This is a genomic window from Acinetobacter sp. ANC_7655 (assembly GCF_056784015.1).
In genome coordinates, this window is the sequence record NZ_JBWYJB010000009.1 from 126,243 (window position 1) to 138,968 (window position 12,726).

Here is a 12,726-nt window from a genome sequence, read left to right on the forward strand (position 1 = left end):
GCTTTTTCTTGAATAAAAAACAAGAGCAAATTATGGAACTGATTTTTTCAGCAGCTTTATGCAGTGTACTAGTATCGATTTTATTGAAGTTTAGTAAGTCTCGTGGATTTGATGTCATGCAAATGATTGCGTGGAATTATGCCATCGCCACGATACTCTGTTTTTTTTGGTTTGAGCCAGATCTCTACCAAATATCATTAACCTCCACACCTTGGTGGCTTATTGGGTTGTTGGGAATAGCTTTACCCTCAATATTCTTGCTGCTTTCCAAATCACTTGATCAAGCTGGAATTATCAGAACTGAAATCGCGCAAAGATTATCCGTTGTTCTTTCATTGTTGGCAGCCTATTTTCTTTTCCAAGAAAAATTTAGCACCCTGAAATTGATTGGTATTGCATTGGGTTTGAGTGCAATTGTTTTGATCATTTTTTCTAAAACATCGACACCAACATTGCAAACAAAAAAAGCAGGAATGTATTTGCTCGCAGTTTGGCTTGGCTATGCACTCGTAGATGTTCTGTTAAAATACAGTACAAGTTTAGGGTTAAAATTTGCAGTCAGTTTAAACTTGATGTTTGTGTTTGCTTTAATTATTTCCATGGGATATTTGTCCCTGCGTCAAACATCATGGTCATTGCAAAATTTTCTTGCTGGACTAAGTTTAGGTGTATTGAATTTTGCCAATATTGCACTTTATGTGAAAGCACATATGTTGTTAAAGGATTCACCTGCAATCGTATTCGCTGGTATGAATATTCTAGTCGTAGTGTTAGGTGTGATCGCAGGTATATTAGTTTTTAAAGAAAAAATAACCCTAAAAAACAGCTTAGGTATTCTGTTAGCGATCACAGGAGTGTTGTGTTTAGCATTCGCAATTTAACTGTGAACTTGCATACACTCTGTTTAATCATATAGTCGATAGATTCCACTAAAGCGCTCACAGCCTGTTTGCTCAGTTGAGACAATCAGTAATGATTTTTGATATTTGAGTTTGTACTGACAATCATGCTCATTATCAATAATTTCGTGTTTGTTTTGAGTGGTTGTATAAGCCAATAATGGGATGGTCTGGGTTTCTAGGCGATTGTTAGGGCTACGATAAGCAATACCTTCAATTTTGACGCGATCCTTGCTTAATTGATGAATCTTAAGGTGTACAGGTTGCGCTGCAATTTTACCTTGTTCAAACTTGATGTAATGCTGAGTAAGCGTTTGATTCATTGACATGTAAAAGTTTAAATCATCAATGCGTTGATTGATTTGTAATGACACACAATTTTTATTTTTACACTGCTGCAGTCGATTCAGCCAAAGCTGTTGTGTATCTTGAATTAATCGAGTTGGTGCATCGGTAACTAAGTAGGATGTTAAAAAGCGTTCATTCAATTCATCTCTCAAAGATGAAAAATCAACAGAACAAATCATGGAATTTTTAAAATTTGATTGAGGCTTATCGCATTGAATAAGTTGTGCCTGTGCGACAGAAACACTGCTTAATCCAATGAAAAAGATAGAAATTAAAGGTTTCATCCAACTTGATACGCTTTTTGACAACATCATCGCTTATACTTTCAAATGTTTGCGCATCTACTATAGCGAACAAGAATCAAAGAATACAAGATTTCATTTTCAAAAACTGTGTAAAGGAGTTCAATGTGAGCTTAGCTATTCGTATAGGTCAAGGTATTGATGTTCATGCTTTTGAGGAAGGCGATTATGTCACATTGGCTGGTATTCGTATTCCGCATACACATGGTTTGAAAGCACACTCTGATGGAGATGTAGTTTTACATGCACTTTGTGATGCATTGTTGGGTGCTTTAGCGCTCGGTGATATTGGACAGCACTTTCCAGATACTGATGAACAGTTCAAAGGCGCGGACAGTAAGGTTTTATTAAAGCATGTTTATCAGTTGATATTGGATCGTGGTTATCAACTGAATAACGCGGATATTACAGTGGCTTGTGAGCGTCCAAAATTAGCGAAACATAATTTAGATATGCGTCAAAGTATTGCAGATGTACTTGATGTGGATATCAATCAGATTAGTATTAAAGCCACTACCACTGAAAAATTAGGGTTTACTGGTCGTCAGGAAGGAATCCTGTCTACAGCGACCGTATTAATTAGTCATCAATGAGCAATTTTGATCATTCAAAGTTTTGCGCTTTCATCAAAGAGGCTTGCAGTTCTTGAGTGGCTTTACGTCCTTGCAACTGTAAGCCGACTGCGTGCATTAACCCAGTCCAAGTGTTGTTGGGTTCCCATACTTGGTGTAATAGCTCATGTGCTGTAGATAAATCCATATTCATATAATGTAGTCGGTACAGATAGATTAATGAACTACATTGATGATTTTTGGTGCAATGTATCCAGACCATTTTCTCTTTAACGAGATGGTCGATCAGATCGAGCACAAATAAACATTGATCGTCATGTGGAAATTCTGGATCAATAGGGACTTGGATGTAGTTAAGACCAATTTCAGCACTTAAGCGATCCTCGTGATTTAAGTTCGGTGTAGCATCATTAAAAGCGAGATTAATGATGGTATCGATACCATAAGCTTTAATCGATTTAAGTTGTTCTTCGTTTGGCTGACCTGAGCTAAACAAATGCTCATGAACAAATTGAAAATGGGGGATTGAGCTAAGTTCTTTTTCGAGTTGATCCATGATTTAACCTTATAAAAAAACGCCATCGTGTGATGGCGTTTTATCTGATTAACGTTGTGGTAGAACGTCTTTCAAAGCTGCATCCATTTCCAACAAAACTTTTTCAGTTGTTTCCCAATCGATGCATCCATCTGTAACAGACTTACCATACTCTAAATCGCAAAGATTTGCAGGAATATCTTGGCGGCCACCTTTTAAATGACTTTCAACCATAATACCTACGATCGATTTATTGCCATCTAAAATTTGTTCAGTGATATTTTTTAGAACCAATGGCTGAAGGTATGGGTCTTTATTAGAGTTGGCATGACTCGCATCAATCATGATCTTGTTGCTTACTTTTGCTTTCGCTAATGCATTTTCAGCTTCTGCTACAGAGCCAGCATCATAATTCGGTTTGCCATTACCACCACGTAAAACGACATGGGCATATTGGTTACCTTTAGTACGAATAACTGAAACTTGACCTTGGTCATTTAAGCCAAGGAAACTATGACCATGTTTTACAGACTGCATCGCATTGGTCGCAACAGTGAGACCGCCATCCGTACCATTTTTAAAGCCAACAGGAGATGATAGACCTGAAGACATCTCTCGGTGTGTCTGGCTCTCTGTTGTACGTGCACCGATTGCTGACCAAGAAATTAAGTCTTGGTAGTACTGTGGAGAGTTGGGATCAAGCGCTTCAGTTGCGCATGGCAGACCTTTCTCATTGAGTTCCAGCAATAATTTACGGCCTAAACGTAAACCTTTTTCAATGTTGAAAGAGTCATTCATGTCAGGGTCATTAATTAAGCCTTTCCAACCCACTGTTGTACGAGGCTTCTCGAAATACACGCGCATGATGATATAAAGCGTGTCTTTCACTTTTTCGCTTAAAACTTTTAAACGATCAGCATAATCATGAGCTGCTGCAGGATCGTGAATAGAGCACGGTCCAATGACTACGAATAAACGTTTGTCGTTGCCATCTAAGATATTACGTACAGTTTCACGACCTTTTAGGACTGTTTGGTATGCATTATCAGTTAACGGTAATTCTGTTTTTAATTCAGCAGGAGTAACAAGAGGCTGAATGCTTTGTACATTCACGTCATCAATGTCGTTTTGGGTGATAGAATTTGACTGTAAAGTATTCATTGCCGTCACTGGTTCGTTTTTACAAGAAAATGTTCAATCTATTGAATATAGCATGATTCAGTAGATCATTTGTTATCAAAAAGTTGAATGGATTTAATAAAAAAAAGTAATGAAATTGTCTTTTTGGTATTAATCAGAGTTTCTGCTTGTATTGTATAGAATGATTTTAAATTTTGAAAATTATTAAATCGAATAAATCATTTAATTTCACCTCAGTGAAATATACAGCTTCACTGAGGTTATAGTTTGAACATGATACTAAATTAAGAATGAGCTTGAGTTGATGTTTCAATAACTGCCTCAGGCGCGGTCACAGGTTTTGCTTTGACTGGATTAAGCATGAAGTTAACACCAATGGCAAATAAGGTGATGCCCAGTACCTTACGAATAATTTTTTCTGGTAAATGGGAGCTCACCAACGTACCAACGATGATTGCAGGAATTGACCCGACTAAAAGCCACATCAATAAATTGAAATCCACATTACCTGAATTCATATGCCCCATACCTGCCACGAGCGTCAGTAAAACTGCATGGACAACGTCAGAACCAATAATTCTAATCATAGGTAAATTAGGGAACATGATGATCAGCGCCATAATGCCGAATGCACCCGCGCCAACTGAAGATAAGGTCACAAAAATACCCAATACAATACCCATTAAAGCAATATATAAACGCTTCTGCTTTAATTTTTCTCGAGTTAATTCAACTTCCTCTTCAGTAACTTCTTTAGAAAATTTCTTGAAGAATTTTTCTATCTGGGTACGGAATACAATTGAAATACCAGTAATGGTCAGCATAAAGCCTAAGACCATCGTGAGAATGGCTTTGTAATGTGTAGATTGACTCAAATAGTTGTCTAAAACCCAAGTTGTGGCTAAAGAGGCTGGAATACTTCCGATCGCAAGCCAAATGACGATGGGCCAAACAATATTAAGCTTTTTTGCATGTACAAAAGAGCCGCAAAACTTAGAAATCGCGGCATAAAGTAGATCTGTACCAATTGCAATATGTGGTTCAATTTTAAATAAACCAATTAAGATAGGAGTCATAAGTGAGCCGCCACCTACGCCAGTAACCCCTACACAGAATCCAACTAAAACACCTGCTAAAATATATTCAATAGAACCGTACATCGTTTATGCTACTTATCAGAAAACCGGCATATCTTATGATTTTTGAATATAAGCTGTTGTCTTGATTATTCATTTACTTATTCAAAAATAAGATAAAGCATCGCTAAGTTAAGATATTTCAAGAACTCAATCTGTTATGAGCTGCTTATGTTAAGATACTTGTAGAGCATGAGAGAGGATATTCATTTGCAAAATCGAAAACTTAAAATTGGCATTGTGGTTGGTGAAGTTTCAGGTGATACCTTAGGCGCCAAATTAATACGTCGTTTTCGAGAGCAGGGAATTGATGCTGAATTTGAAGGAATTGGCGGTCCTCAAATGATTGCAGAGGGTTTTAAAAGCTATTATGCGATGGATATTCTATCGGTGATGGGAATTGTTGAAGTATTAAAAGATATTAAAAAACTTTTTGCGGTTCGAGATGGCTTGGTTGATCAATGGACTAAACAACCTATTGATATTTTTATAGGGATAGACGCACCAGATTTTAACTTGCGCTTAGCAAAAAAAATAAAGCAAAAATCGTTGCCAATTAAGACTGTTCAATATGTGAGTCCTTCAGTTTGGGCATGGCGTCAAGGTCGTGTTCATGGGATTAAAGCCACAATTGACTTGGTACTTTGTCTATTTCCATTCGAAAAAACTTTTTATGATCGATTTAATGTGCCAGCGGTATTCGTTGGACATCCTCTCGCTAATCAACTACCGCTGGAAAATCCTATACTCGATGCAAAGCAGGCGCTCGGTTTAAATCCTGCACAAAAACATATCGCATTACTGCCTGGAAGTCGTCGTGGTGAAGTTGATAAGTTAGGACCGCTTGTATTAGATGCAGCGAAGATTGTCCATCAAAAATATCCTGAGTATCAATTTTTAATTCCAGCCATCAATGAGGCTCGTAAACAACAAATTGAGCAGATCCTAATAGGTTACCCAGATAGGTTCAGAGATAATATCAAGTTAATGGAAAATATTGACGCGGAATCTAAAATAGGTCGGATGGTCATGGATGCCAGTGATATTGTGGCGTTGGCATCGGGTACAGCAACACTTGAGGCGATGTTATTGCATCGTCCTATGGTGACTTTTTATAAATTAAATAGTTTGACCTACTGGATCGCGAAACTTTTAGTGAAAATTCCTTATTATTCTTTACCTAATATTATTGCAGGTAAAAAAGTAATTCAGGAGTTAATCCAGAATGATGCAACTCCAGAAAACTTAGCACATGAGATTGAGTTGTTGATGAATATCGAAAACTCAAAAATACAATCTATGCAATTGTTGACGATGCACAAGCAACTATTGTCGGATCAAAATGAAGATCCAGTGCACGCAATTCTATCTATCCTTTAAAAAAAGCCTCATATTGAGGCCTTATTGATTTAGCATTATGAATCAGCACGAATTTTTAATTCATAACCCGTATATTTGCGTATATTGATTACACCTGTGTCCATAATCAGATATTGTCCTTTGATACCGTGCAGTTTTCCACGTATGACTGGCGTTTTGTCTAAGTTATGCGATTTAATTTTTTCAGGATATTGATCGACAGGATAAATGAATTCACGAGGAAGTTCGTTTTCTAAAATTTCTACATTTTCATTGAAATCTAGGCTCATGCTGAACTCATCTCGAATGGTTTCAATTTGAGGTTCAAACTCCGTGAACAATTCATCTCTGATCTCTAACAAATTTACCTTTTCCGCTTCACCTTTCAGCAATTTTCTCCAGTCTGTTTTATCAGCGACTTGCGTACCAAACATGACTTCAAGTTGTCCTGATAACCGACGAGAGCCCACTTTCATAATAGGTAAAGCTTGGGTAGCCCCTTGATCTAGCCATCGTGTTGGCATTTGACCTAAACGGGTAATGCCAACCTTTAATGCACTTGAATTGGCAAGATAGACAATATGGGGTTGAAAGCATACTTCTTGAGCAAAGCTTTCTTCACGACAAGTCCCTAAATGGTAATGGCATGTTTCTGGCTTCATAATACACATATCACAGGCTGCTTTCGTTTTCATGCATTTAAAGCAGTGACCTTGGGAGTATGATTTTGGTGTTTTATTCCCACAGGAAACACAGTAAATTTTGCCGGTCCATTCAATTTCAATTTCTTGACCTAAGTTGAACGGGAGATTGATTTCTGAACGATCTAAAATAAATTTATATTCAACATTTGCCTGTTGTGTTTGTTGTTCAGTTACACTTAGGTTGGTTAAACCAGCGTGCATTTTATGACAAATGCCCTGTAATTCCATGCTTTAATCTCACTCAAATAAGGTGCAGCTCATGGCTGAGAAAAATGTCATCACGTCAATGCTAGACGATTTATCTAAAGAACAGCCAATTCAAACTGCCGTATGTCTTGGTCAGGATCTCAGCCAAGACTATGCTCAAACAATCCAGTGGAATCATTTTAACGTAACTGAATTTTTAATGCTTCCTTTTCAGCAACGCTATGATCTAGGTGTTGTGATTTTAAATAATGAACAGATGGAAACACTATCAACCCATCATAAATCACAAATGCTGGTAAAACTGCGTGATTTAATGGCAAAAAGAATCGTCGTGTTGAGTCATATTGCAGATGAACAATTATTAAGAAGTCTGGGATTCACGCAGCTCATTGAGCAAAAAAATACAGAGCAAGATTTCGCCTTATGGCAATTCAATATTTTGAATTATAAGCATGTGCCAGATTGGTTTAATTCTAAGTTTTGGGCTAATCCAGAAAATTGGAATAAGTTTAGATGGTAATGGCAAACTTTGAGTTTATCAAAACACAACAATTTCAATGTACAAAGCCATGTTTTAAACGATATGCTGATCAATGAAAATAAGAATGTAAAGGTGTCTTGATGACAAATTTAAGTAATATCGTTGAAGTTTTAGCGAAACAGGCCTTAGGCGGTAATCCACAATCTAATCAATCGGGATTGGGTGGTGTACTTGGTTCTGTACTCGGGAGTTTAACGGGACAAAATAATCAGACCAATCAAAACCAACAACAAGGTGGATTGGGAGGGATTTTGGGATCTGTACTTGGTGGTTTATCGGGTAGTCAACCTGGTGGTGTAGGCAAATCATCAGGTCTAAACGCTCAAACCTTATTAATCGCAGTAGTTCCTTTAATTCTCAATTGGATTCAAAAAAATGGCGGTTTGCAAGGTGCACTTGATCAACTGAAAGGTCAGGGTCTGACGAGTCAAGTGGATGATTGGGTTTCAACTGGTCCTGGCGAAAATGCCAATGTCAGCACGCAACAGGTTCAAAATTTATTTGATCAGCAAGATGTAGAGCAAGTCGCACAAGAAGCGCAAGTTCCTAAACAGGATGTATACAGTGCGATTTCTTCAGTCTTACCACAAATTATTGATTCGCTTACACCTCAAGCAAATAAGACCGATCCACAAGAAGCGAATTCAGATATACAAAATGTGTTGAATCTTGTATCAGGATTTTTAAAGAAATAAAGTGAAATTAATTTGAGTTGAAAAGCCGGATGTGACATACATTCGGCTTTTTTTATGCAATCGATCAAAGTATGTAAGTGGAATAAAATTTAAACGATTGATATATTTCATAAAGAAGCATAGGACATGCTGAATAAAACAAAAATCATTGAGGGAGAAATTCATGATCCGTAAGGAGCATTTAATCACTGCTTCGTTGACCTCGATTAAGGCAACCTATCAACAACTGTCATCCGCGCCACTTGCCATGAGACAAGGAGAATATAAGGCTCAGTTTATTGGTCCTTGGTGGTTAAGAGTGTCTGCAGCACCGAGTTTATTTTTAAGTGGATTGGGGGGATGGTTTGGGAAAAAATTCATCAATCAAAATTTAGTCACTAATATTTTACTCAATCGCGGTCAGAGAAGTGAAAAGCTTCAAATGGAGTGTCTAGAAGAGGCGTCTTTGATTGATGGAAAACAAACGATCGCCTTGTATTATGGCAAGACAGCACCAATTCCATGGCGTTGGGTGGTTGATGAGTTAAGACAGCTTGATGAACATACGATGTTGTGTATGACTATCATTAATCTTCCTTTTTTAAAGCATTTTTCATTTCCATTTATTCTAAGTCGTGATGTATGAAATCAAAATTTGAATATGATGTCATTATTGTAGGTTCAGGCTTTGGTGGAAGTGTATCTGCGCTAAGATTGTCTGAGCTTGGATTAAAAGTAGCTGTGCTAGAGCAGGGAAGAAGGCTCACTGAAGATGATTTACATCGAGCAAGTCGGAGTTCTAAATACTTAAATTGGGCACCGACGTTAGGGATGAAGGGTTTTCTTGCACAAGACGTATTCCAACATATGGGTGTGGTTCGAGGGGTTGCCGTTGGTGGTGGCAGTGTTATTTATGCTGCTGTGTTGTTAAAACCAGTTCAAAAGTTTTATCGTGATCCAACTTGGAGTCATTTGTCAGAAGACTGGGAGAGGGAATTACAACCGCACTATCAGATGGCTCAGTCCATGCTAGGTGTAAGTTTAAATCCATATAAAGGTCAGCAAGATGAGTGGTTAAAACAAACAGCAGAAAAAATGGGTTCTGGAGATAGTTTCGACACCGTACCACAGGGAATTTACTTTGGTGATCCTCATCAATGGGTGAGTGATCCGCTATTGAATGGTCAAGGTCCCGAACGAATAGGTTGTAATCAGTGCGGAAATTGTATAACGGGGTGTGCGCAGGGTGCGAAGAATAGTTTGGATAAAAACTATTTATATCTTGCAGAGAACAATGGAGTTGAGATTATTCCAGAAACCAAAGTGACTCATCTTTCACATGTTGATGGAAAATATATCATTCATACATATCAGTCATTTAACTCTAAAGAAAAACAAGATTACTCTGCGAAACAGGTCATTCTATCCGCAGGTGTTATAGGAACCGTTGAAATTCTGTTTGCTTCAAGAGAAGTGTACAAAACCTTACCGAATATTTCTGGTCAGTTAGGTGAGCATATTCGAACCAATAGTGAGGCGATTGTTGCAATCTCTAATAATGATAAAACAATAGATTTAACGAGAGGGACGACCATTTCCAGTCATTTTCATGCAGATGACAAAACACATATTACTCAGAATCGATTTCCAGCAAGTTATGAGTTTATGAAGTTTTATATGGGACCACTGGTCAATGGCGATCAACCTGTAAAACGTGCACTCTATGTTTTAAAGCATTTTTTTCTACACCCCTTTGTTTCAACTCGATCATGGCGTTCTAAAAACTGGCATAAACGTGTCACTGTATTAACCGTCATGCAACAGGCAGACAATCAACTACGATTTGTATATGGACGTACTGCACTCAGAGGTTTTAGGCGTTTTTTGAAAACGCAGGTTTCAGTTGGAGAAAGAGCGCCGTCTTTTATACCGTTAGCAAATGAAGCTGCGGAAAAATTTGCTGAAGTAAGTGGTGGTCAAGCACAGAATAATATATTGGAAAGTATGGGGCACTTATCTGTTACAGCGCATATATTGGGTGGTGCAGTTATGGCTGAAGATTCCTCTAAAGGTGTGATTGACTCTAATCATCAGGTTTTTGGCTATCAAGGCTTATATGTAGTTGATGGAAGTGCGATTCCTGTGAATGTCGGTGTTAATCCGAGTTTGACCATTACGGCATTAGCTGAGCGATTTGCGGAAAAATATAAAATCAGTAATTTCGATAAAGTGTCATAAATCCACCATCATAATGTCATATCTTCGTTGAATACTCTTGGTTTAAATAAGGAGTATTCAAATGAAGAACAAGAAAAAAATAACAGCTCTTCTCTTAACGACATCGTTATTGCTAAGTAGTTGTGGTGGAGATGACCAAAAATCTAATCCTAATATTACACAACCCTCAGAGTTAAAAATTCTTCATATTAATGACCATCACTCCCATTTAGATGGTGAAGAGCTTAGCTTTAATTTTGATTTAGGTCATGGTGAAGAACAACTAGTCGTTTCGCGTGGTGGATTTTCTCGTGTAGCAACATTTATGAATCTAATGGCAGAAAATCATCCGAATGTAGTGAAAATTCATGCTGGTGATGCGATAACAGGAGATTTGTATTATAACCTCTCAAATGGAAAAGCTGACGCTGAAATGATGAATACAGTGTGTTTTGATACTTTTACCTTGGGAAATCATGAATTTGATGCAAAAGATCAAGGCTTAAAAGATTTTATTGGTTTTTTAGACGAAGGACACTGTAAAGAGCAAACAGAGATTCTTTCTGCAAATGTTGAATTTGGGGTGAGTTCACCTTTATATCAGACAGATCGGATTCAAAAATCTATTGTTCTTGAGCGGGATGGGGAAAAATATGGGGTTGTGGGGCTCACCATTGCATCAAAAACTAAAAATTCCTCTCAACCAAATCAAGACACATTATTCCGAGATGAAATTACAGTAGCTCAAAATGAGATTAATCAACTCAAAAAACAGGGAATTAAAAAAATTATTTTACAAACACATGTAGGCTATGAGCTAGATCAAAAATTAGCACAAGAACTTACGGATGTGGATGTGATAATTGGAGGCGACTCTCACACATTGTTTGGACCTCATATATTAGAAAAGTATGGTATGTCTCCTGTCGCTACCTACCCATTACAATTGAAAAATAAAAATGGCGAATCTGTTTGTGTTGCTCAAGCATGGCAATACAGTTATTTGGTTGGTGAACTTAACGTAAAATTTAATGCACATGGTGCGGTTCAAAGTTGTATGGGTACACCGCATGTGTTAATTGGCGATGATTTTAAACGTAAGCAAAATAATGAAAGAGTCAGTGATCAAGAAAAAAAATATATAGAACATCAATTCGAAAAAGAACGAGCTCCTTTTTCTATTATTAAAGAAGATCAAAATATTTTGAGTGTCTTAGAGCCCTATAAGCAATTTAAAAAATTATTTGCAGTCAAAGTTGTTGGGCAGGCAGTTGATAATTTATGTTCAAGACGTGTGCCGGGAACTCAATTTGATCGCTCACGATCATCTTTAGGTGATGTGTGTAATTTGAATGCGCATGTCGATGCCCATGGTGGTGATATTCAACAAATGGTTGCCGAAGCATTTCTTAAACAAGGCAAGGAATATTTTAATGCTGATATTTCATTTCAAAATGCAGGTGGAGTAAGAGTTGATTTGGCGAAAGGAAATATCACTGTAGCAGATATCTACCAAGTCTTACCTTTCAAAAATACGCTCGTTCAATTGAATATGACTGGTCAAGAAATTAAAGATACGCTTGAAGATGCCATTTCAGGCGTGATTGAACAAAAAAATACTGGAAGTTATCCATATACGGCTGGATTAACTTGGCAAGTTGATATGACGCAGCCTAATGGAAAGCGTATTACAAATATTCAAGTCAGAAATAGGTCTGACCAGCTTGTGCCATTAGATTTAAATCAGTTATATAAAATTGTAACCATCAATTTTTTAGCTGATGGGGCTGATTACTATCATACATTGAAAAAAATTACAGGTGATCGTCGAATAGATGTTGGATTGGACTATGCAGAAGCATTCTTAAATTACTTAAATTCAATAGATGGTCATCAAGAAATAAAAACAATTCGAAAATTACCTACTTCATATTATAGTACTCAAAAATACATAGAATAAGATTTAGAGCTTTTTGATCTGAAAAACCTCAATTTAATTGGGGTTTTTTAATTTAATTAATCGTTTTTGTGTATTTTTTAGTGTAAAAAACATAAATTTGCTTAAAAAATAAACATGCATGAGTTTTTGTTT

13 protein-coding genes are annotated in these 12,726 nt (G+C 37.1%); 8 read left to right on the forward strand and 5 right to left on the reverse strand.

The genetic code is table 11. The annotated features are described in order from the left end of the window. The first annotated feature begins 32 nt into the window (after window positions 1–32). Window positions 33–881 (forward strand): EamA family transporter, encoded by an 849-nt coding sequence (locus tag AC1M9N_RS10700; RefSeq protein ID WP_481954736.1) that lies wholly within the window; start codon window positions 33–35, stop codon window positions 879–881. A gap of 23 nt (window positions 882–904) precedes the next feature. Here AC1M9N_RS10700 and AC1M9N_RS10705 read toward each other — a convergent pair whose 3' ends face one another. Then, complete coding sequence (locus AC1M9N_RS10705) at window positions 905–1,558, reverse strand: A1S_1983 family putative colistin resistance protein (protein WP_481596406.1); 654 nt, start codon at window positions 1,556–1,558, stop codon at window positions 905–907. Window positions 1,559–1,656: 98 nt separating this feature from the next. Between AC1M9N_RS10705 and ispF the strand changes: the two genes are divergently transcribed. Further along, window positions 1,657–2,142, forward strand: a complete 486-nt coding sequence (gene ispF, locus AC1M9N_RS10710) for a 2-C-methyl-D-erythritol 2,4-cyclodiphosphate synthase (protein WP_092767822.1) — start codon at window positions 1,657–1,659, stop codon at window positions 2,140–2,142. A gap of 10 nt (window positions 2,143–2,152) precedes the next feature. Here ispF and AC1M9N_RS10715 read toward each other — a convergent pair whose 3' ends face one another. From AC1M9N_RS10715 to AC1M9N_RS10725, 3 genes are all read right to left on the reverse strand, one after another. Continuing rightward, window positions 2,153–2,677: a protein-tyrosine phosphatase family protein gene (locus AC1M9N_RS10715; RefSeq protein WP_481596357.1), complete on the reverse strand. Its 525-nt coding sequence runs from the start codon at window positions 2,675–2,677 to the stop codon at window positions 2,153–2,155. Between the two features lie 48 nt (window positions 2,678–2,725). Further along, window positions 2,726–3,817 (reverse strand): 3-deoxy-7-phosphoheptulonate synthase, encoded by a 1,092-nt coding sequence (locus tag AC1M9N_RS10720; protein WP_051586615.1) that lies wholly within the window; start codon window positions 3,815–3,817, stop codon window positions 2,726–2,728. Window positions 3,818–4,080: 263 nt separating this feature from the next. Beyond that, on the reverse strand, window positions 4,081–4,956 hold the full coding sequence (locus AC1M9N_RS10725) for a sulfite exporter TauE/SafE family protein (protein WP_481954729.1): 876 nt from the start codon (window positions 4,954–4,956) through the stop codon (window positions 4,081–4,083). A 186-nt stretch (window positions 4,957–5,142) separates the two neighbouring features. On the opposite strand from AC1M9N_RS10725, the gene lpxB reads away from it, so the two are divergent. Continuing rightward, window positions 5,143–6,312 carry a lipid-A-disaccharide synthase gene (lpxB, locus tag AC1M9N_RS10730; RefSeq protein ID WP_481596355.1) on the forward strand — a complete coding sequence of 390 codons (1,170 nt, stop codon included), beginning with the start codon at window positions 5,143–5,145 and terminating at the stop codon, window positions 6,310–6,312. 35 nt (window positions 6,313–6,347) lie between these two features. On the opposite strand, the gene AC1M9N_RS10735 is transcribed toward lpxB, so the two are convergent. Further along, a complete protein-coding gene (locus tag AC1M9N_RS10735) occupies window positions 6,348–7,223 on the reverse strand; it encodes a DUF2797 domain-containing protein (RefSeq protein WP_481954730.1) in 876 nt (291 codons plus the stop codon). A 31-nt stretch (window positions 7,224–7,254) separates the two neighbouring features. On the opposite strand from AC1M9N_RS10735, the gene AC1M9N_RS10740 reads away from it, so the two are divergent. The 5 genes from AC1M9N_RS10740 (at window position 7,255) to AC1M9N_RS10760 (ending at window position 12,594) form a co-directional block, all read left to right on the forward strand. Next, window positions 7,255–7,722 carry a DUF6231 family protein gene (locus tag AC1M9N_RS10740; RefSeq protein ID WP_481954731.1) on the forward strand — a complete coding sequence of 156 codons (468 nt, stop codon included), beginning with the start codon at window positions 7,255–7,257 and terminating at the stop codon, window positions 7,720–7,722. A gap of 101 nt (window positions 7,723–7,823) precedes the next feature. Continuing rightward, window positions 7,824–8,438, forward strand: coding sequence for a YidB family protein (locus tag AC1M9N_RS10745; RefSeq protein WP_092767832.1), 615 nt, complete (start codon window positions 7,824–7,826; stop codon window positions 8,436–8,438). Window positions 8,439–8,601: 163 nt separating this feature from the next. Further along, the gene (locus AC1M9N_RS10750) at window positions 8,602–9,063 is read left to right on the forward strand and encodes a hypothetical protein (RefSeq protein WP_092767835.1); all 462 of its coding nucleotides are present in this window, start codon (window positions 8,602–8,604) and stop codon (window positions 9,061–9,063) included. Then, window positions 9,060–10,655 (forward strand): FAD-dependent oxidoreductase, encoded by a 1,596-nt coding sequence (locus AC1M9N_RS10755; protein WP_481954732.1) that lies wholly within the window; start codon window positions 9,060–9,062, stop codon window positions 10,653–10,655. Before AC1M9N_RS10750 ends, AC1M9N_RS10755 begins: the two co-directional genes overlap by 4 nt. 61 nt (window positions 10,656–10,716) lie before the next feature. Next, complete coding sequence (locus AC1M9N_RS10760) at window positions 10,717–12,594, forward strand: 5'-nucleotidase C-terminal domain-containing protein (protein WP_481954733.1); 1,878 nt, start codon at window positions 10,717–10,719, stop codon at window positions 12,592–12,594. The last annotated feature ends 132 nt before the right edge of the window (window positions 12,595–12,726 follow it).